22 protein-coding genes are annotated in these 20,209 nt (G+C 40.2%); 16 read left to right on the forward strand and 6 right to left on the reverse strand.

Features of this window, described 5'->3' with window-relative positions:
• Nucleotides 1–12 precede the first annotated feature (12 nt).
• Complete coding sequence (locus C200_RS11520; protein ID WP_016209459.1) at nt 13–1,179, reverse strand: RasGEF domain-containing protein; 1,167 nt, start codon at nt 1,177–1,179, stop codon at nt 13–15.
• Nucleotides 1,180–1,438: 259 nt separating this feature from the next.
• Nucleotides 1,439–2,434: a glycoside hydrolase family 17 protein gene (locus C200_RS11525; RefSeq protein ID WP_016209483.1), complete on the reverse strand. Its 996-nt coding sequence runs from the start codon at nt 2,432–2,434 to the stop codon at nt 1,439–1,441.
• A 150-nt stretch (nt 2,435–2,584) separates the two neighbouring features.
• Here C200_RS11525 and C200_RS11530 point away from each other — a divergent pair, with 150 nt between their 5' ends.
• Together C200_RS11530 and C200_RS11535 are read left to right on the forward strand one after the other, a co-directional pair.
• Nucleotides 2,585–3,631 (forward strand): membrane protein, encoded by a 1,047-nt coding sequence (locus C200_RS11530; RefSeq protein WP_016209455.1) that lies wholly within the window; start codon nt 2,585–2,587, stop codon nt 3,629–3,631.
• On the forward strand, nt 3,624–4,649 hold the full coding sequence (locus C200_RS11535; protein ID WP_016209467.1) for an FUSC family protein: 1,026 nt from the start codon (nt 3,624–3,626) through the stop codon (nt 4,647–4,649). Before C200_RS11530 ends, C200_RS11535 begins: the two co-directional genes overlap by 8 nt.
• Nucleotides 4,650–4,718: 69 nt before the next feature.
• On the opposite strand, the gene C200_RS11540 is transcribed toward C200_RS11535, so the two are convergent.
• Nucleotides 4,719–6,743, reverse strand: coding sequence for a coiled-coil domain-containing protein (locus tag C200_RS11540; RefSeq protein WP_016209494.1), 2,025 nt, complete (start codon nt 6,741–6,743; stop codon nt 4,719–4,721).
• 705 nt (nt 6,744–7,448) lie between these two features.
• On the opposite strand from C200_RS11540, the gene C200_RS11545 reads away from it, so the two are divergent.
• The 3 genes from C200_RS11545 to C200_RS15525 all read left to right on the forward strand — a co-directional run bounded on the left by C200_RS11545 (nt 7,449) and on the right by C200_RS15525 (nt 8,465).
• Nucleotides 7,449–7,760, forward strand: a complete 312-nt coding sequence (locus tag C200_RS11545) for a DMT family transporter (protein WP_016209468.1) — start codon at nt 7,449–7,451, stop codon at nt 7,758–7,760.
• Between the two features lie 141 nt (nt 7,761–7,901).
• Nucleotides 7,902–8,312, forward strand: a complete 411-nt coding sequence (locus tag C200_RS11550; protein ID WP_016209474.1) for a hypothetical protein — start codon at nt 7,902–7,904, stop codon at nt 8,310–8,312.
• Nucleotides 8,313–8,321: 9 nt separating this feature from the next.
• Entirely contained in the window at nt 8,322–8,465 is a 144-nt protein-coding gene (locus C200_RS15525; RefSeq protein ID WP_016209462.1) for a hypothetical protein, read from the forward strand.
• A 9-nt stretch (nt 8,466–8,474) separates the two neighbouring features.
• Here the strand turns inward: C200_RS15525 and C200_RS11555 are convergent, their stop codons facing one another.
• Both C200_RS11555 and ygfZ read right to left on the reverse strand, forming a co-directional pair.
• Nucleotides 8,475–8,801 carry a hypothetical protein gene (locus C200_RS11555; RefSeq protein WP_016209471.1) on the reverse strand — a complete coding sequence of 109 codons (327 nt, stop codon included), beginning with the start codon at nt 8,799–8,801 and terminating at the stop codon, nt 8,475–8,477.
• A 146-nt stretch (nt 8,802–8,947) separates the two neighbouring features.
• Nucleotides 8,948–9,946, reverse strand: a complete 999-nt coding sequence (ygfZ, locus tag C200_RS11560; RefSeq protein ID WP_016209469.1) for a CAF17-like 4Fe-4S cluster assembly/insertion protein YgfZ — start codon at nt 9,944–9,946, stop codon at nt 8,948–8,950.
• Between the two features lie 80 nt (nt 9,947–10,026).
• On the opposite strand from ygfZ, the gene C200_RS11565 reads away from it, so the two are divergent.
• Together C200_RS11565 and C200_RS11570 are read left to right on the forward strand one after the other, a co-directional pair.
• A complete protein-coding gene (locus tag C200_RS11565; protein WP_016209486.1) occupies nt 10,027–10,278 on the forward strand; it encodes an FAD assembly factor SdhE in 252 nt (83 codons plus the stop codon).
• Nucleotides 10,259–10,717 (forward strand): hypothetical protein, encoded by a 459-nt coding sequence (locus C200_RS11570; RefSeq protein WP_016209477.1) that lies wholly within the window; start codon nt 10,259–10,261, stop codon nt 10,715–10,717. The genes C200_RS11565 and C200_RS11570 overlap by 20 nt, the downstream gene beginning before the upstream one ends.
• Before the next feature lie 7 nt (nt 10,718–10,724).
• Here the strand turns inward: C200_RS11570 and nadB are convergent, their stop codons facing one another.
• Entirely contained in the window at nt 10,725–12,299 is a 1,575-nt protein-coding gene (gene nadB, locus C200_RS11575) for an L-aspartate oxidase (RefSeq protein WP_016209458.1), read from the reverse strand.
• Between the two features lie 143 nt (nt 12,300–12,442).
• On the opposite strand from nadB, the gene rpoE reads away from it, so the two are divergent.
• The 9 genes from rpoE (at nt 12,443) to C200_RS15100 (ending at nt 20,169) form a co-directional block, all read left to right on the forward strand.
• Nucleotides 12,443–13,024 (forward strand): RNA polymerase sigma factor RpoE, encoded by a 582-nt coding sequence (rpoE, locus tag C200_RS11580; protein WP_016209457.1) that lies wholly within the window; start codon nt 12,443–12,445, stop codon nt 13,022–13,024.
• A 299-nt stretch (nt 13,025–13,323) separates the two neighbouring features.
• Entirely contained in the window at nt 13,324–15,126 is a 1,803-nt protein-coding gene (lepA, locus tag C200_RS11585) for a translation elongation factor 4 (protein WP_016209482.1), read from the forward strand.
• Nucleotides 15,123–16,064 carry a signal peptidase I gene (gene lepB, locus C200_RS11590; RefSeq protein WP_016209495.1) on the forward strand — a complete coding sequence of 314 codons (942 nt, stop codon included), beginning with the start codon at nt 15,123–15,125 and terminating at the stop codon, nt 16,062–16,064. Before lepA ends, lepB begins: the two co-directional genes overlap by 4 nt.
• Nucleotides 16,065–16,469: 405 nt before the next feature.
• The gene (gene rnc / locus C200_RS11595; RefSeq protein ID WP_016209466.1) at nt 16,470–17,144 is read left to right on the forward strand and encodes a ribonuclease III; all 675 of its coding nucleotides are present in this window, start codon (nt 16,470–16,472) and stop codon (nt 17,142–17,144) included.
• A gap of 5 nt (nt 17,145–17,149) precedes the next feature.
• Nucleotides 17,150–18,049 (forward strand): GTPase Era, encoded by a 900-nt coding sequence (gene era, locus C200_RS11600; RefSeq protein ID WP_016209492.1) that lies wholly within the window; start codon nt 17,150–17,152, stop codon nt 18,047–18,049.
• Between the two features lie 13 nt (nt 18,050–18,062).
• Nucleotides 18,063–18,806, forward strand: coding sequence for a DNA repair protein RecO (recO, locus tag C200_RS11605; RefSeq protein ID WP_016209497.1), 744 nt, complete (start codon nt 18,063–18,065; stop codon nt 18,804–18,806).
• 2 nt (nt 18,807–18,808) lie between these two features.
• On the forward strand, nt 18,809–19,540 hold the full coding sequence (gene pdxJ / locus C200_RS11610) for a pyridoxine 5'-phosphate synthase (protein ID WP_016209489.1): 732 nt from the start codon (nt 18,809–18,811) through the stop codon (nt 19,538–19,540).
• Nucleotides 19,537–19,920 (forward strand): holo-ACP synthase, encoded by a 384-nt coding sequence (gene acpS, locus C200_RS11615; protein WP_016209473.1) that lies wholly within the window; start codon nt 19,537–19,539, stop codon nt 19,918–19,920. Before pdxJ ends, acpS begins: the two co-directional genes overlap by 4 nt.
• A gap of 72 nt (nt 19,921–19,992) precedes the next feature.
• On the forward strand, nt 19,993–20,169 hold the full coding sequence (locus C200_RS15100) for an IS1/IS1595 family N-terminal zinc-binding domain-containing protein (RefSeq protein ID WP_080750130.1): 177 nt from the start codon (nt 19,993–19,995) through the stop codon (nt 20,167–20,169).
• Nucleotides 20,170–20,209: the final 40 nt, after the last annotated feature.

The following is a 20,209-nucleotide window of genomic DNA, read 5'->3' on the forward strand; positions in this document are numbered from 1 at the left end:
AGCACGTTATAGTTAGTGGTCGTGAGAAGGTAGTGTTTCTGTTGCCCTTGCCGCTTTTTCAACTTGGCTTTGATTATGAAATATCATCGATGGAGGTGCGACTCTGTCACGATAGACATGTTTAAAAAAATTTTTATTTGCCATGTCCTTTTGGTTTGGAAGGAGTGTGCTTTGGCTACCAACATAGCCAAATTCACCACCATGCAAAGCATACTCACGTATATCTCTCATGCGTACTTTGTTACCATTTGGACAGATTTTTTCTTTAAAATAAAGCTGTTCAGGGTGGTTCAACAATTCAATCAACTGATTACGCATTAATGGTGTAAAAGACAGGTTGCCAACGCAAACTGAGACTTCAAAGCAAAATTTCTTTAGTGTCTTACAGTCATTAAAAGGATTCTCTTTTCCAGAAGTATTATAAGTTTTCTCCTGTAGCGTTTGTAAAAATTGTTGTAGCCTCAGCAATTCTTGTAGCTTTGCAGAGGCACTTGCTATATCCTGAGGCTGATTGTAAGGCTCAAAATATGCGACCGCTTCAGTGCTACAGTCTTGTCTTTGTCCTAACAACATCCGAAAATCAGACTTTATTTTTTCTGCTGTATCTGGTGTAAGTAATTTGTTTTCAGGTGGTCTTCCTATATTTACTCTTAGATACTCTATATCTTTGGCTAATAATAAAAGAGGGCCATAAAAGGGTGCTCCTAAACTGTTACGGTGATCTCTAAGGGCTTTGAAATTTCTTTCAAATGAGAACATGCGGTCGAGTTCTGACTTGTCTTTTAATAATGAAACCTCGAGGAGTGAGTGAGCTAGGCCTTTCTCACCAAAAATTTTACATATCTCTGAATTATTTAATGCACTGATAATACTGAAACTAACTTCAAAATTTTTATCTTTAAAGGCTTGCTTTGCCAGTACCAACCAAAAAGAATAGACACTCACAGATTCTTCGCTATTTGTTACATTTAATATAGTGCAACAAACTTTTTGACCTATGGTATTAGAAAAATTTGCAGAATCACGCTGAAAGTTGGTTATATATTGTTTGTTGTTTAAGCTGTCTTCATTAAAGTCAGAAAAAAATGCTTTGCTAAAACTATCTAGGTTATCACTTTCTTTTTGTAATGCGGTCCAAATATCTTCTTTTTCTAATAACTCTAAAATTTCATTTTGCATACGCCTTACCTTTCTTAGTGTAGATCACTATGCTTGCATAATTTATTTGTATATCAATTACATAAAATCTGCAATCCTAAAAATTATAAAAAATTTAAATAAATATTTTTGGGGTTTGTAACCTCTTAGAAAATTTTAAAATGAATAGATTTTAGTTGTTGTTTTGTTCTATTAATTTTAGTGCTGACATTTTTAAGATGAAATAGCTACTCATTATCATGATTTATGAAAAATGCCAGCAATACCTTGATATATTTGATTACTTACCGTTAGGGATAGTGACATGTTGTTTAGGTGTGCTCGCATCTTTCATTAAGCCAAAATGACTTTCCCAATTGCTGCCTTTGCAGCTGGGCCGGTCATACATCATAAAAAGTGTGGTTGGGTAGTGGCTGTTTTTAGCCCAGGTTGCAACACTATTGATATAGGTTGACTCATTGACTTGACTGGCAACAGCGCCACTGGGTGGATTGCCACCCGCAGAGGCCCAGCCAGTTTCGGCGATAAGTACACTAATATTAGGGAATTTGTTCTGCATGGCTGGAACCCAGCCGGTGTTAGATGTGCCTCCCATATACATGTCATTTAGTAATTTATTGGCATCCAGACGGTAAGCATCAGTATTGTTGTTGGCAAAGAATGGGTATAAATCCACATAAAAAATCGGATGAGTTTGTTGGTTGATAGCTGGGAGTATATGATTGTTTAGCCGTGGATCAAAGGCGCCTCCCCAATAGGTGTCATCGGCAACGTTAATTGTTACCGGAAGGTTATAACCTTGTTTTTTAAGCGCACTATAAAGATTATTAATGGCGCTTTGCATGTCTGGGCCACCGGTGGGGTTGGCAAATAGTGGCTGGTTTAAAGGCTCATTACCAAGAATAATCACTTTAACTGTGGCACTTGAGAGGTAGTTTGATATTTTTTGTAAATAATCACTGATATTAGTTGCATGGTTTTGGTTTGAGGTTGCAAATGATTTAGCAAGGCTGTTTGTCGTCCCAAGCAGTACTTGCATGCTGTGTTTTTTAGCAAAGTCCAGGGAGGTTTGGTCAAATTTGTACAGCCTGAATACATTAAAATATTGATGCAGTTTTTTTAATTCTTTTTCATTGCCGCTATGACATGGCCCGTAGGCAACGCTTAAATTGGAGTTAGTTGGATTATATATTGCTGCATAAGAGGCTGCTGTTGTGAGTGATAATGTGATGACTAAATGGGACATGATTTTTTTGAAATGATGATTTTTTTTCATAAGTATCTCCTTATTTCTTACTTTTAGCTGAAATCAAACTTATCTCCTTATGTGTTAGTATACCTGAAATGATTATAGGTTGATGATAGGCCAGGTCAGATTGAATAATTTTTGGCTTATTTGACTTGTTTAGCTGAGTAGTGAGGTAGAATGGTTGAGGTAAAATATAGCATTGGGCGCTTGAGTTTATGGTGGCATCAGCGCCAAAATCAGTTGATTCAAGCGATTAAAACACTCCTAATTATTATTATAACCTGGTTGCTTTTGAGTAAAGTAGATGCTTATGCACAATTGGCTGGGGCAATTATTGGTGGTTTTTTATCGTTATTACGCTTTGGTCGTAGTTATCAGGAGCAGTTTTTTACTGTGCTTTATTCTGCTATTGCGATGGCTGTTGTTGCACCCCTTGCACTGACACTGTATAGCACTCCATGGTTAAGTGGCACTGTATTTGTTGTGTTGGTGTTTATTGCATTTTTTTTAAGGCGCTTTGGTGGGCGGTTTTTTCTTCCTCCTCTTTTTGTTATTTTATTGTACCTAGTGATTGAGATGATGCCAAAACCGCCACTATTAGCACTGTGGCTGGCTTCTGCTGTTGCTGCAGTGGTGGCACTGATTTTAATTTTTTTTATTTTTCCAATTGATGATAGAAAGCAAATTCAAAGTAATATGAAAATTTTGTTTGATGTTGCAAGCAAGATATCCGGCTCATTTTTAATGAGTGTAAAAAACAAATCAGAAAATCGATTGTTTTTTGAGTTACAGCGCAATTATACCAAGGTCGTTTTAAGTTTACATAGTGATAATCTACGTGTGCTTAATGAGTTTTTACTATTAGAAAGGGATGATAAGTTAGAAAATTTTTGTAATTATCATTACCGTCTTGCTAAAACATTTGCCATGCTTTTTGAAAGCTGTGGACAGCTTTTAAAGTATCATCAGGTCTCTGATGAGACGTTTAGTTATATTGCTAAAGTTATGGAGTGTTTTATTGTAGTATTAAGATCATCTAAAGTTCAACAGATGAATTTATGTATAACAAGCTTAAGTGTATTAAAGCAGCAATATGATAAATTTAGGCAGTATCCATTTGAGATTGATTTAACACTTCCTGACTCTGTGCATATTTTTAATTTTTCATTAGGTATGGAACGTGCGATTGAGACGCTCTCACTATGGGAGAAAGAATGTGAATAGCGCAACACGCCAAGCAATACAAGCCTCATCGGCGGTAGTGATAACACTACTTTTAGCCTATATTTTTCCATTGGATCGTGCGCTTTGGGCAACATTAACGGTTATCATGCTAATCTCAAGTAGTTTTGGCGAAAGTGTAAAAAAAGCCAGTGAGCGCATGGGGATGACCTTGGTAGGTGGTATAGTTGCAACGGCATTGTACTATTTACTATTAAAACATCACCCGACAATATTGATTATTTTTTTATTATTAAGTGTGGGATTTTTTGTTTATTTTTTAGCAATTTCTTATGCTTGGGCGAGTTTTTTTATTACCGCAATCGTGGTGTTTTTGTTTGCTTTATTAAGTTACTGGGATATTCATTGGTTTATTGTACGCTCTTATGAAACGCTGATTGGTGCGATTGTCGCGGTTATTGTTTCAGGGTTGATTTTTCCTATAAAAAGCCAGAAAAACGTTGCTGATCATTATCTATGTGTATTAGAAAAGGCTGAAGAGTTTATTGATAATGTATTTTCATGTTTGGTTATGCCATGTGAAGAGCGTCAAATATCATTAATGCAGTGGCATGAAACTTTATATTCAAGCTGGCAGCAGTTAAAGAGTCGACAAAATTTTGTTAAATTTGAATTGGCTTTTTCTCGGGAAAAACGAGAGGAGGTGCAAGCCTACCAAGCTGGTTTTGATGTATTATTTCATTATTTAACTAATATTTTAGAGCTATTAAAAAAAGAGCCGAGCCCTTTGTGTGTTCAGTTTGAAAGTGAGCTTTATCAAGTAAAATTAATTATTAGGGAAAATACCACGTTATTACATCAATTTTTGCAAGGTAAAAAACTAGATTCAGAGGGTCAGTCTTTAGATGATTTACGCTATCAGATACGCTGTAAAGTCGCTAAATTGAGTCAAGAAGGTATTATTCGTGATTATCGCGAGATTGAGAGGTTTTATAGCCTGATTTACTATTCACGTAAAGTTAATCAATTATTATTAGATTTAATTAAAATTGAAAAATAGAAAGTAGCTTGTTCTATATAGAAGCAGCCCTTTGATAAGTTTTTAAAGAGCTGCTGTTTATTCTCTTGTTCATGTTCTGGGTTCGACAATAGTATGTTGTGAAGCTTGATGATTTTTTTCGATTGTACTTAATTTAAAAAATACAAGATGCTCATCTTTACTCTTTAATTTTTTAAATTCATCATTTTGTGTTCCTAGTGTAGCTCGTAAGTCTTTTTGTTTTGTTTTTTTGTTTACTTCAACTCCCAAATACTTTGCAAGACCTGAATTTTCTTTTAAACCATCAAGCAGTTGTCCTGCTGTGGTAGAGTTGTCTCTCCAAGAAACCCAATTGCCAGTATTAGTTGTAAATGCAGCTATGAGTTTAGGGAAGAGCTCTTTATCAAATGCTTCTCCTCGCTCTAACCTGTCTGAGATTACACTATAAAGGTTAGATTTAAGGTGCCTAGCGTCTCCCTCGCGTAATCTGGGCATTAAGTCAATTATGGCCCGCTGTTTTTCAAGATCTTTTCGGCTTGGCAGGGATGCTTTGGCTTGCCTTACTTCTTCTTGAGTTGAAGCGAGTTGTCGTACTAAAGTTGTATTCGTGTCAGTTAATTGATCATTATCTGCTGTTAGCTCTGCCACTTGAGTTTGCAATGTTGCCTTTTCATCGTGTGAGGTTGTTAATTGACCGCTCAGTGCTTGATTCTTTTTGGTTAGGTCGGCAACTTTTTCTGCTTGAGTCCTTTGGACTGCTTCTAATGCTTGTCGCTCTTTATCCCAGTTCTCCCTAGCGTGATCATGTGTGTTTGCTGCTTCTTGTGATCTGGCCTGAGCTTGTGCTAGTTCATCTTTCAAACCTGTATTAGCTGCTGTTAGTGTTTGCCTAAGCTCACTCAACTGCGTTTGGCTTTGTTGTAAATCTTCTCTAGATGACTCTAGTTGCCCTGTTAAATCGACTACTTTAGCTGTTAAGCTTGCTTTTTCTGTTTCGAGTCCTTGAGATTTACTTTGTTCTATTGCTAATCCGTCTCTAGCGTCAGTTAATGCTGCGGCTTGAGATGAATTGCTTTGCCTTAACTCTGTTACTTCGGCTCGCAAAGCGCTATTTTCTCCGCGTAGGCGAGAAGACTCAGCTTCTAGTGGCTCTAACCTTTGTTGTAAGCGAGCAGACTTTTCTCTTTCTTGTTCTGTTTCGCTTTTAGATAGTGTTAATTGATGCTCAAACTCTACTGCTTGGGCCGCTTTTTCTGTCTCTAGTCTTGTGGATTTTTTATGTGCTTTAGCTGCTGTTGCTTGAGCTTGCTGTAGTTGCTCTTGAGTGGTGGTTAGTTCTGTTTTTAAACTTTGATTAGCTTGTGTTACTGTTGCTTGAGCTTGGGTTAGTTGAGCGTTAATTTCTGCTAGTTCTGTCGCTTGTTGCTGCTGTGCACCTTCTTGTATTGCTTGCTTTGCTTGTAAAGCTCTATGAGCTGTTTGTAACTGTTTTAATCTTTCATGAGCTTGCTCTAAGTCAGAGATTACTTGAGATAATTGCTGTTCAAGTCTTTTGTCTGCTCCTATTACAAGGAAATCTAGTGCTTCACCTTCTTTTTTTATGGCTTTTCTTAAAGATTGAAGGAGAGGCTGGGCAACCGTTTTATAAAAATTTTCTCCATGTTTGCCGTGCTCAAAGTCGATTACTGCCAGAGCTAAGTCGGCTAAATTTTTAAATTTAGATAAATTTAATGGGGCCAGAGCTCTAGACTCAGTAGATTTAGCATGCGTGTGCTCACGCCGATGGTGATCTCTTTCTTCTCTCTCGTGATCCTGATCACTTGCTTCATCTTCGCCATCATCGCTCTCATAACCTGCATAGCTTATATCAGTTTTCAGTTTTTCAAAATCTTTCATTTGTTGAAGGATAGACCGAGCTTCTACTTCTTCTCCATCTTTGTCATGTAAGAAAGTTGCTGAAAAGTATTTATTTTTTTCTTTACCGAGGACACTAGCAAACTGGAACCCCAGGAAAGAGTCAGGGTTTTCATTAGCGTATGTAGCAACATTAGCTGCTAGTTGTACTACAATAGCTTTTTGAGTATGGGGTAAACTTTCAAAAGTCATCTGTGGCATGTGATGATCCTCCAGGGAAAGGTAATGTACTATCATCATTCCACTAAAAAAATAAACAATAAATACATAAAAACATCGATGTTTTTAAGATCTTTGTTTGTATAGTGTTAGCATAGTGTTGAGTTTGTTACTTTTATTCATTATTTTTTATTTTTAGGTTTATTTGGTTTTTATTTGTTTATCTATGGTTATATATATGAATTATTGCTTGTTTTTTATAAAAAGTTCTATTTTTTATCGGTGTAAATCATGTTGCTGTAAATGTGGTATTTTTAGTGTTAATATTATTTAAATGTTATTTTGTTACGTTTTATTCTTTAATTTAATGATGTGTTTTAAATTAAATATGAAAATTTATTTACTTTTTTATCGTAATGCGTTGAGATAAAGAAGAAAGTAATATCTATTAAAAAGCATGATGATTTGGGTGCTATTACTTTCTATATTTTACTGGAGTATGGCAGTATATCAATTATGTATAATTAATATATTAAGCCATTGATCTAGGTAGTTTTATTATAAATACGTCTTATATTTTTACTATTAATTTATTTTATCTAAAATAGATTGTTTGCAAATAATGGTTTATATTTATTTGTTTGTTTATGAATGTGATTTGGTAATTAATTTTAGAATAGGTGCAGGTACAGGGTTGTTGATTTTATATATATTGTTAAATAAATTTTACTTGTCTTGGAGGTGGTGGTGAGTTGGTTGTATTTATTAGGGGCGGTCGTCTTTGAAGTCTTAGGGACGACCTGTATGAAACTCTCTTATGGCTTTAGTCGTTTGTGGCCTGTTATGGGGGTATTTGCGTTTTACTCTGTATGTTTTGTTTTGATGAGTTTGGCGATGAAGCGTTTGGATATGGGGGTTGTCTATGCGGTTTGGTGTGGCTTAGGGCTCGTGTTTATCTGTGCATTGGATTACTACATGTTTTCTGCTCGCTTGGGATTATCACAGTGGCTTGCAATTGGCTTGATTATGAGTGGTATTATGATACTAAAGTGGAGCTAAATCGCCTTAATTCTTGCTATGTCAGCCTTTAATTTTCGGTTTATGTTAATATTTAATGTACTTTATCGTGCTAGCTGCTGTCATGATATGTGATGACTTCGTGCTATTTGGTTGATTAAATGTATGTAATGGAGGGTGTGGATGTCCTATAATTTTAAAGGTTATTTAGAAGAGCTTAGCAAACGTTGTTATCAAGTGATCGCTGACCCTGGTGCTGATGCTGACCTTGTTGATGAAAATAAGGCGTTATTGATAAAAATTACCGATACTGAAGAAGTTTATGATGGTTTTTTGAGTCTGAATGAGGCTAATGTAACTAAGACATTGACTATTAATGAGGACCCGAATGAGGCGTTATATTCAACTTTCGCGGTTTGGTTACTGACTGAGAAAAAAAAGCGCGGCCATCTTGATTTAGCAGAGGACCATGAAAATATTGCTAGTTTGCTCGCAGGGATTCAGCCGATTGAGCTCAAGCAAACGCACTTTCTCGACAATGCTTTTGAGATGGTCTATATGTTTGAGCGCGAGTTATTACAGCTTGAAAATTAAGGGCTGAGTATGAAAGGGAAATGGAAATGGAATTTGAAAAAAGGCAAACGGATCTGTCGCTTATGCTATGTTTTGCGTTGGTTGATTGTTGGGCTAGTCGTTGTGGTAGGTGTTTTTACCTACCAATATTTTCCAGTGGGTTTTAAACTTTAAATACTAAAATTAAAGTGTGCCGCTGCCGTTTAAATAAATGAGTGGGATAAGAAGCAGCCAGATTCCCCACGCCGTGACGAGAAAAGCGTGTGCGGCAGGACGCTTTAACACCCAGAAGATGCAGGTGATGAACCCACCAAAGAAGAAGATTGTGATTAATAAGGCCAGTGTACCACTTAGCGTTTTTGCAATCATTCCTTGTGAGAAAATTTGATTGAGCAAGTTGTGTATCCACTGGTAAATCTCTAGCAAAACATTTAAAACATAATGCAAATAACTACCAAAAATAACCACTAGAATAGAGCAAACAATAATTATAATAATTTGTTTTAACATGGTTTTGTACTACTTTAGCTAAATTGAGTTTAATTATTCACAAGTATATGTGAAAGAGTTAACAAACTCAAAATCTTTAATAATTTAAAGTCAAGAGTGAAAAATCCCGTATAAATTACTTTATTAATAAACTTGCTTTATATTAATTATATTTTCTCATTATCATTGATTTGTAATACTTGTTGATGAATAGTTAATTCATTGTCTAATTGTTGATGACTCAGTGAGCAAAAAGCAATATGTTGGTTCTTTTCCAAAGGGACGCTGTTGATGATGATGCCGGCTTTTTTTTGATTATTACCGTAAATGATATCACCGGGAGCGGCTGGATTGCCTTGCCAGTGCACAACAAAGCCTGAGCGTTTGGGGGTGCCGCGGTAATGCATGCGGGCGATGATTTCTTGGCCGGAGTAGCAACCTTTATTAAAATCAATCATGGTGGTTTTATTAAGTCCGAGATCATGTGGCAGACACTGGCCTGATAGTATCGGGGTGATTTCGGGAAGATGATTATTGATATTACCTTGATACCAGTTAAGTGCAGGGGCGGTCTGTAATTGATTATGATTAAGCCAGGAGGCTAGGTCAGTTTCATCGCCGTACAGCTCATAACGATGTGCGCCAGGAGCTTGAATCAGACTGATATTGAGCTCGGTATTGTGCTGATTGGCCTCTGGGTTGGTTTGATCAATGAGTGGAGAATTAAAGTGTGTGTTGATGTAGTCGCTTGCACCTTGACCAATGAGGGCAAGGACTTTAATTTCTGTGTTAATTATCAGCTTGGCACGGTAAAAAATAGCAAATTTATCAAGATGAGCCTTGAGTAATTCAGCGGTGCCCTGTTGCATGCTTAAGTGATAATTGCCTTGATGATAAAAAATACGGAATGTTGCAATGATACGGCCTTGTGGATTGCAGCAAGCGCCAAGTAAGCTTTGTGTCGTTGAAAGTTGATTGATATTACAGGTGAATTGGCCTTGCATTAACTCTTGTGCTTTTTGCAGGTCTGCTTTTATGGTGAGAATTTCTGTTTGAGTGAGTGCGGTAAGATAGCATTGATGGTCAAGCTCAAGTGTGCGTGCATAAGGTAAGTTAATATTAGGGTCATTGTTAATTTGTTGTTGCCATGATAGCGATGTAGACATGTCATTTTCTCCTGGACAAGATCGTGATATGGTGTGCATGATACTGCTTAAACGATTATTTGTCAGTAAGTGGGAGAGTTATGTTACTTGATAGTGATAGTAAGCGATTACGCTGGGCATGTCGCCGGGGCATGTTAGAGTTGGATCTGGTGCTGCAGCCCTATGTTGAAAAAGCCTATGATGGATCATCAGATCGTCATAAGGAGCTATTTTGTAAGTTGCTTGCAGAGGCTGACCAGGATTTATTTATTTGGTTTACGCAGCGTGAAACACCAAAAGACTCTGAGCTTGCTGACATTGTGAAGGTTGTGCTTGAGTACACCCAGCTTTAATGGCGTGATCTTTGCCTCAAAAGCATGGTTTATCCTACTGTGGGGGATGTGTCTGATTGCATTGCTCACCGTGTGGCTAAGTGCTATGTCTGTGTTAATGGCGAGCTTTATAAGCTTCATGTGTGTGGGTTATGGCGTATTGTTAAGTTATCGCTATTGGCGTGATCGTGTGGTTTGGCTGTCTTGGCAAGGTGGCGATAATAATAGCGCGAGTTGTCACCCGCACAGTCATGGCGCAGCATGGCAGTTTCGTGAGCAGGGTGGCCGACGAGGCCAAGGTGGCTTGGTATTGCATGCGAGTTTTGTGTCTAAGCTGTGCTTGATATTGGCTTTGCGCTGTGCCGATCGGCGTCGTCTTTACTTTATTCCCGTATTTTATGACGCCGTACCCAGGCCGGTTTATCGACGCCTTAAAGTTTTGTTACGTGCTTACTCTTAATTAATGACTAATGCGGCGGAATCAACACGGTTGCTTTAGGGTTTTCTTCTTGCTGTGGGTAATCTAAGGTGTAGTGTAGCCCGCGACTTTCATGGCGGTTGAGAGCAGATTCGATAATCAGTTCAGCCACCAGGGTTAAATTGCGCAGCTCAAGCAGATCATTGCTGACTTTAAAGTGGCTGTAATAGTCATTGATTTCATGTTGTAGCAAGGCGATGCGACGCTGAGCACGCGCGAGGCGCTTATTTGAGCGCACGATGCCAACGTAATCCCACATAAAGCGACGAACCTCATCCCAATTGTGCATGATCATCACTTGCTCATCAGAATCAATGACTTGGCTCTCATCCCAGGGCGCAGGTGTTGCGGGTGTTGGCATCGTGGCTAAATGAGCCAGAATATGCTGGCTGGCTGCGGCTGCATAGACAAAGCACTCGAGTAAGGAGTTGCTGGCGAGACGGTTGGCGCCATGCAGACCGGTATAAGAGACTTCACCGCAAGCGTAGAGTCCTGGGATATCTGTTTGTGCATGATGGTCAATCATCACTCCGCCACAGGTGTAATGAGCCGCAGGGACGACAGGAATCGGTTCTTTGGTAATATTGATGCCTAGATCGAGGCAGCGCGCATAGATAGTCGGAAAGTGGTTAATAATAAACTCTTGATCTTTATGTGAAATATCCAAGTAAACACAGGGGATGCCAAGACGCTTCATCTCATGGTCAATTGCACGGGCGACAATATCCCGTGGGGCAAGTTCAGCACGTTCATCAAATTTAGGCATAAAGCGGTTGCCATCGGGGAGCAATAAGTGAGCACCTTCACCGCGTAGGGCTTCTGAAATTAAAAATGATCGCGTTTTTGGATGATAGAGGCAGGTGGGGTGGAATTGGTTGAATTCGAGATTGGCGACTTTACAACCGGCACGCCAGGCCATCGCAATGCCATCGCCGCTGGAAACATCGGGGTTACTGGAGTAAAGATAGACTTTATTAGCTCCTCCTGTGGCAAGGACAGTGCATTTGGCACTAAAAGCATCAACACTGTGTGTTGCCGCGTTATAGGCATAAAAGCCGCTGCAGCGGCCTGACTCTGGGCTTTTAATTAAGTCAATTGCAGTATGATATTCAAAAATAGTGATATTGGGGTGAGTGCGCACACGGTCGGCCAGGGTGGTCTCTAGGGCATGTCCGGTGGCATCAGCAGCGTGTATGACACGGCGATGACTATGACCGCCTTCTAGGGTGAGGTGATACTCATTGTCATCACCACGGGTAAATTGAACACCATGCTCGATCAGCCAATGAATGCACTCACGGGCGTTTTCAATGGTAAAGCGCACCGCCTCTTCATTACAGAGCCCTGCGCCTGCGCTTAGCGTGTCTTGAATATGGGCAGATAGACTATCACCTTCATCAAGAACAGCAGCGACGCCCCCTTGGGCATAGAGTGTCGAGCTTTCTGTGAGTGAGCTTTTGGTCAATAGCGCGACCCTGGCATGTCCAGCCAGGCGCAGGGCAAGGCTGATACCTGCTGCGCCACTGCCAATAATGGTGATGTCATGGTTAAAGTGTTGCTTCATGTTTATCGACTACAATATAGGTAACGGGTACTAACACATGGCATTGTCGCTTAATGCCATGGAATGGTCAAATGAGCGCGAAGAGGCGCGAGAGTTAAGTGGGATGGTCCGTGTGCACCCAAAGTGTGTTTTGGGGGTGCGATATGCGAGTAGATGTAGCAAAGCAGCTGCCTGACCAGGACTTGATTTTAGCGGTGAAAGGTGGACAAGATTGGGCCTTTGGTTTACTTGTCAGGCGTTATGAGCAACGTATTGGCAAGCTGATCGGTCGTTATATTTCAGATCCGCATGAGGTGCTAGATATCTCCCAGGAGGCTTTTTTAAAAGCTTATCGTGCTTTGGGTGAGTTTCGGGGAGAAAGTGCATTTTATACCTGGCTTTATCGCATTGCGGTCAATACAGCGAAAAATTATTTGGTCGCCCAAAGTCGACGGCCTCCGGCACAAGATATTGATTCTTATGATGCGGAGCAATATGGGCGTTTGCGTGAGTTTGGTACACCTGAACATCTAGCTATGCGTGATGAGATTGAAGCACGTATTGTCTATGCGGTTGAAATATTACCCGAAGAGTTACGTCAGGCGATTTTGTTGCGAGAGATCGAAGGCTATAGCTATGAGGACATTGCAAAAATTATGAGTTGCCCCGTTGGCACGGTGCGTTCGCGCATATTTCGAGCGCGTGAAGCCATTGATCAGCAGATTAAGCCCTTACTGCTCCAGTAAAACTATATAGTAAACAAAGCTTAAAATCGGAGCCTAAAGCTAGGATGAGACTCTAGAGGTCGGGGGCTCTAACACATTACTACTAGTGTCTAAGTCTGTAGTGCGTATAATGCGATAGCAGCGGTTATATCTATAACCTCTATAACCAGTGATTAAGCTAGTAGTAATTAAGGTTATAAAATAAAAGTAGAAAATAAGGCCGATAAAGTCACATAACTTTTGCCTCTTGGCAGCGGATTCAGTAAAATGGGGAACAATTTTGTCCTTTAACTGATGTCGATAAAGATAAGAAGTAGATTGTGACCGCATTAAAACAAATTCGAAATTTTTCAATTATTGCTCATATTGACCATGGTAAGTCGACCTTATCTGATCGTTTTATTCAGACGTGTGGTGGCTTATCTGAGCGGGAAATGGCAGCGCAGGTACTTGACTCTATGGATATAGAGCGAGAGCGTGGCATTACTATTAAAGCACAGAGTGTGACTTTATATTACAACGCTAAAGACGGCGAACGCTACCAGTTAAATTTTATTGATACACCGGGCCATGTTGATTTTTCCTATGAGGTATCGCGCTCACTTGCCGCTTGTGAAGGGGCTTTATTGGTTGTTGATGCGGCTCAGGGGGTGGAAGCACAAACGGTCGCTAATTGTTATACGGCGATTGATCAGGACTTGGAAGTGATTCCTGTGTTGAATAAAATTGATTTACCTCAAGCAGATCCTGACCGTGTTGCGCAAGAGATTGAAGATATTGTTGGGATTGATGCGACTGATGCGGTGGCCTGTAGTGCGAAAAGTGGCATTGGTATCGCGGATGTTCTAGAGCGTTTAGTAAAAGAAATTCCACCGCCTGAAGGTGATCGAGAGGGCCCATTACAAGCGTTGATTATTGACTCTTGGTTTGACAGTTATTTGGGCGTAGTGTCGTTGGTGCGTGTTAAAGAAGGCACATTAAAAGTTGGCGAGAAAACAACAGTGATGTCAACAGGGCGCTCGTATGTAGTCAATGATGTTGGAGTTTTTACACCGAAGTTAACCAGCACAAAGATTCTCGAAGCCGGTGAAGTCGGCTATGTTGTTGCTGGTATTAAAGAGATTCATGGTGCACCGGTCGGTGATACCTTAACGCATAGTCATGCACCTGCTAAAGAGGTCCTGCCTGGGTTTAAAAAGGTTAAGCCTCAGGTCTATGCCGGTTTATTTCCAGTGAGTTCGGATGACTATGAAGCCTTTCGTGAGGCGCTAGAAAAACTCAGTATTAATGATGCGGCGTTGTTTTATGAGCCTGAAAGCTCAGATGCCTTAGGCTTTGGCTTTCGTTGTGGCTTTTTGGGTATGTTGCATATGGAGATTATTCAAGAGCGCCTAGAGCGTGAATATGACCTGGATTTGATTACCACCGCACCGACAGTCGTATTTGAATTAGTAGATAAGAAAGGCACGGTGTCTTATGTGGATAATCCCTCGAAACTTCCTGAGCCAAATTTAGTGGCTGAGGTGCGTGAGCCGATTGTAGAAGCAAGTATTTTGTTGCCGCAAGAGCATGTCGGGGCGGTGATGACCCTATGTAATGAAAAACGCGGCGTGCAAACGCGCATGGAATATATTGGTAACCAGGTTTCGCTAGTGTATGAGCTACCGATGAATGAAGTGGTGTTAGATTTTTTTGATCGGTTAAAATCAGTCAGTCGTGGCTATGCATCGCTGGATTATCACTTTAAGCGCTTTCAGGTGGCAGATTTAATTAAACTGGATGTATTAATTAATGGCGATAAGGTCGATGCATTGGCTTTAATTGTTCATCGTAATAATGCCTTTTCCCGTGGCCGTGAGCTCACTGAGTGTATGAAAGGTTTGATTCCAAGGCAGATGTTTGATGTGGCGATTCAAGCGGCCATTGGCACGCATATTGTTGCTCGCCAGACGGTTAAAGCACTGCGAAAAAATGTCACGGCAAAATGTTATGGTGGTGATGTATCACGTAAACGCAAATTACTAGAGAAGCAAAAAGCAGGGAAAAAACGCATGAAACAAGTGGGCAGTGTTGAGATTCCACAAGAGGCATTTTTGGCTGTATTAAAGGTGGATAATAAATGATGACGTGGATTTTGTTAATTTTAACGGCACTTACCGGGGTGATGACCGCCATGCGCTATATTCAACCGGCACTGGCAGATAATAAACTGATTACTCAGGCTTATGGGGCTTTTCCGTTGGTCTTGTTTATTACCGTGATTTATGTGTTTCATGGAAGTTTGGCTAATAATTTTGATTGGATTTTAGTCAGCCTGACGCTGATTACCGGTGCACTTTATTTGCTGGATTTGCTGCTTTGGAAAAAAGCACGTGTTAAGCAAGAGATGGCGGAACCGAAAGTCGTTGAATATGCCCGTGGTTTTTTTCCGGTGTTTCTTGTGGTGCTGGTTATTCGCTCGTTTATTGTTTCACCTTCTGTGGTACCATCCGGTTCGTTATTGCCGACCTTAGATGTGGGTGATTATGTGTTGGCGAATAATTTTGCGTATGGTGTGCGCTTGCCGCTGTCGAACCTGAAAATTATTCCAGTCAGTGAGCCTAAACGTGGGGATATCGCTTTATTCCATTGGCCGGTCAATCCACAAGCTGTGTTTATTAAGCGTGTCGTTGGTGTGCCGGGAGATGTAGTCAGTTATCATAGTAAGGTGTTGACGATTAATGGAAAAGTGGCAACACAAAAATTTTTAAGTCCAGCTCAGCGAGTGTATACCGGAGGCGGTCAGTGGATTAATGCAGAAAAATACTCTGAAGATTTACTGGGCGTTCAGCATAATATTTATGTCATTGCTGATCGACCGGCTGAGGACTTTACTAATTTAGTGATTCCTAAAGGGCATTACTTAATGATGGGTGATGATCGTGATGATAGTGATGATGGTCGTGGTTGGGGATTAGTACCAGAAAAAGATTTTATTGGCAAAGCTTGGCGTCGTTTTTTCAGTTGGGATAGTATCAATCATCGTGTGCGTTGGGATCGTATTGGTACATTGATCCATTAGGTACAGATACTGAGCGTTCTTGATATGATAGCTATGGAGTAGATGCGAAAACGTCTGATGTTAGTAGGTCATGCTCGCTCTTTTTTTTGGCATTGTTAGTTTATTTAATTTTAAAGGCTGAATCCTGCCGCCTGGTGAGTATTTTTCCATGGGAGATAATCGCTAAGCATCGTTGTTACTCGGGATTTGTATCGTGTGACAATATTATTGGTCAGGTTTTTGATTTGGATGAGTTGGGATAGCCAACACTCCCGTATCCGTTTGGAGTGTTTAGGCCGGCTGATTTCTTAGCTAGATATTTTAGTATTAAATGATTGAATAAGATAAAAAGTGAGTTATAGCGAATTTAAGCCGCAGTAAATAAATAAAAATAATGTGAGTCAAGATTAATTTAGTGAGAGATGAATGATTAGACCTGTTTCTGATTTATGTAAGGCGATTGGCCATGAGTTTCGCAATGAAGGGTTATTAACCAGTGCGTTGACTCATCGCAGTGTGCGCTCGAATAATAACGAGCGCTTAGAGTTTTTAGGGGATGCTATTTTAAGCTTTGTTATCGCTGATGCCTTATATGAACGCTTTCCTGAATCACAAGAAGGTGAGCTGAGCCGGTTTCGAGCGAATTTAGTTAAAGGTGAGACGTTGGCCGCAGTGGCGAATGAGTTTGAAATTGGGCAGTTTCTGCGTTTAGGTACTGGCGAGCTAAAAAGTGGCGGATATCGTCGGGAATCTATTCTAGCCGATGCAGTGGAAGCAATTATCGGTGCGATTTATTTAGATACTGGGATAGCAAACGCCCGAGCCGCTATTTTGCGTTGGTTTGAACCACGGATTGCTAGTGTACATAAACAAACCCATAGTAAAGATGCAAAAACGCGTTTACAAGAATACTTACAGGCAAACCATGATATTTTGCCAGAATATGAAGTTTTGCGTATTGATGGAAAGGCGCATGAACAGACTTTTTATGTAGAATGCCGGGTTAGTATTTTAAATATAAGTCAAAGAGGGTCTGGAACCAGTCGGCGTCGTGCTGAGCAAGAGGCCGCTGCGAAAATATTGCAGGAGTTAGGGCAATGATAGAAATGACAGAACAAACGACTTATTGTGGTACAGTGGCTTTAGTTGGTCGTCCGAATGTAGGTAAGTCAACCTTATTAAATCAGATGATTGGTCAAAAGTTATGTATTACCTCGCATAAGCCACAAACAACCCGCCATCAGATTATGGGGGTTAAAACAGAGGATAATTTACAGACGATCTATGTTGATACGCCAGGACTGCATAAAAATGAAAAAAAGGCGATTAATCGTTATATGAACCGGGCGGCACATAATGCCCTAACTGGCGTTGATGTGGCTGTATTCGTTGTTGATGTAAGACGCTGGACTGAAGAAGATGAGCTCGTTGTCACTAAGTTGCAGCAGCGTAATATCCCAGTGATTTTAGTGATTAATAAAGTTGATTTAATTAAAAATAAAGAAGAATTATTGCCTAAATTGCAGCAATTATCGACAGCAATGAGTTTTGCTGAGGTCATTCCCGTGTCTGCTTATAAAGGCGATAATTTAAAAGCGTTAGAAGAGGCTATCGATAAGCTGCTCCCCGAAGGGCCATTTTTATTTGATGAGGATCAGATTACGGATCGCTCTCAGCGCTTTTTAGCGGCTGAAATTGTTCGTGAAAAACTAATGCGCTCTTTAGGTGAAGAAGTGCCTTATGAAATTACTGTGGAAATTGACTTGTTTAATGTCCAAGATAATGGCTGCTTAGATATTAGTGCAGTGATTTTAGTTGAACGCCCAGCGCAAAAGAAAATTGTGATTGGTAAGAAAGGTGAGCGCTTAAAAGAAATTGGTAGCCAAGCACGAATTGATATGAAAAATCTCTTCGCAACCCCGGTGCATTTGCAGTTGTGGGTGAAGGTTAAATCGGGTTGGTCTGATGATGAGCGTGCCTTGCATAGTTTAGGTTATGATGAATGAGTCAAGCAATTAAATGACAATAGAGCTGTGCCAGAGTTTAGGCTATATCATTCAACAACGCCCCTATAAAAATACCAGTGTTTTGCTTGATATGTTAACGCGTGATCATGGTAAAATTTGTTGTGTTGCCTCCGGTGGTCGAGCAAATTTAACACGTTGGCAAGGGGTATTGCAGCCCTTTAGCCTATTACAATTAACTTGGCAAAAGCGTGTTGGGCTGGGTACGTTAAAAGAAGTGTCTTCGTGTGAGCGACAGTTACTGTGGCGCGGCTTACCATTTGTTATGGCAATGTATTTAAATGAATTAACCATTCACTTATTACCTCAAGGTCAAGGCGATGAGGCGTTCTTTTTTATCTATCGTCAATTACTGGGTGTGTTATCTCGTACTCACTCTGTTAAAGCGAAGGTTGAGCTGGAGCTAGAGTCTCAATTACGACGTTTTGAATATCAATTATTAAAAACGATTGGTTATGAGCTGGTACTGGAGCAGGATGTTAAAGGTCGTGCGGTTCTTGCTCAGCAAAATTACTGGCTACGGGTTGAGCATTTACCTGAGCATTGGCCGGTAAATCGACCTGCTTCTATTGGACTCGTCTGTCAAGGGGCGAGTTTGCTGGCATTAAAAGCAGGTAAATTTGATACAGAGCTCGAAAAAATGGATGCAAAGCGTATTATGCGTATGTATTTACAGTTTTATTTACGTAATCGGACCTTAAAATCTCGCGAGTTATTTAAACAATTTAAAGGAGTCTAACAGTGGTAAAACCTGTTTTATTAGGGGTGAATATTGATCATGTGGCAACATTACGCAATGCGCGGGGGAGTATTTATCCAGAGCCTGTGCAAGCCGCATTGATTGCAGAAGAAGCCGGGGCGGATGGAATTACAGTTCACTTGCGTGAAGATCGTCGTCATATTAAAGATCGTGATGTGACTTTATTAAAAGAAGTTTTACAGACAAAAATGAATTTAGAAATGGCGGTGACAGATGAGATGATTGCAATTGCCGAGTCTGTTCAGCCTGAGTGCGTGTGTCTAGTACCTGAACGTCGTGAAGAGGTGACAACAGAAGGAGGTTTAGATGTGCGAGGTAATCTACGTTCTGTTCAATTTGCTTGTGAGCGCCTTACTGCAGTACATAGTGAAGTGTCTTTATTTATTGATCCAGATCTCAATCAAATTGATGCGGCGATTGATTGTGGTGCTCCTGTGGTAGAATTGCATACCGGGGCGTATGCAGAAGCGCATGGTCAGAAGCAGCAGCACGAGCTGATGCGTTTACACGAGGCGGCTCAATATGCGCATAAAAAAGGCTTGATTGTGAATGCCGGTCATGGCCTGCATTATCATAATACGTTGGCAATTGCTGCAATTGCTGAGGTTAATGAGCTGAATATCGGCCATAGTATTATTGCACGTGCGGTATTTTCTGGGTTGGCTATCGCGGTTAAAGAAATGCGTGCGCTTTTAACTCAGGCACGTTTATGATTATTGGTATCGGTACTGATATTGTTGAAATTGGGCGCTTTGATGAGTTATTAGCCCGTCACGGTGATGCATTTGCAGAGCGTATTTTATCTAAACTTGAGTATGACTCTTTTTTAGATGTTGCGGACAAGCAGCGCTCACGCTATCTGGCAAAGCGCTTTGCGGCAAAAGAGGCTGCAGCAAAAGCTTTCGGTACGGGATTTACTAATGGATTAAGCTTAAAGCATATTGCCACAGTGCATGATGAGCGTGGTAAGCCGTGCTTAATGTTTGATAAAAAAGCATTAGAATTGATTTATGAGTTGGATATTAAAAATCATCATTTAACGCTCAGTGATGAAACACATTACGCCGTTGCTTTTGTTATTTTAGAAAGTTAGCCACGGTGATGTATCTCATTGATTGCCATGGTATAATTCGAAGCAAGTTAACAATAATTTAGAGATTTATCCATGCCTCATATCGAAGTCAATTGCCCTCAATGCAGTGAGAATAATGTCATTAAATTTGGCAGGAACGCTTCAGGCAATCAGCGTTATAAATGCAAAAATACAGGCTGTGATAAAGATACATTCCTACTGAACTATAAGCGGCCAGGTGATTTGCCAGAGACAAAGAAAAATTATTGACATGAGTATGAATGGCAGTGGAATTCGGGATATCGCTCGT

Source organism: Piscirickettsia salmonis LF-89 = ATCC VR-1361 (genome assembly GCF_000297215.2).
Lineage (GTDB): Bacteria > Pseudomonadota > Gammaproteobacteria > Piscirickettsiales > Piscirickettsiaceae > Piscirickettsia > Piscirickettsia salmonis.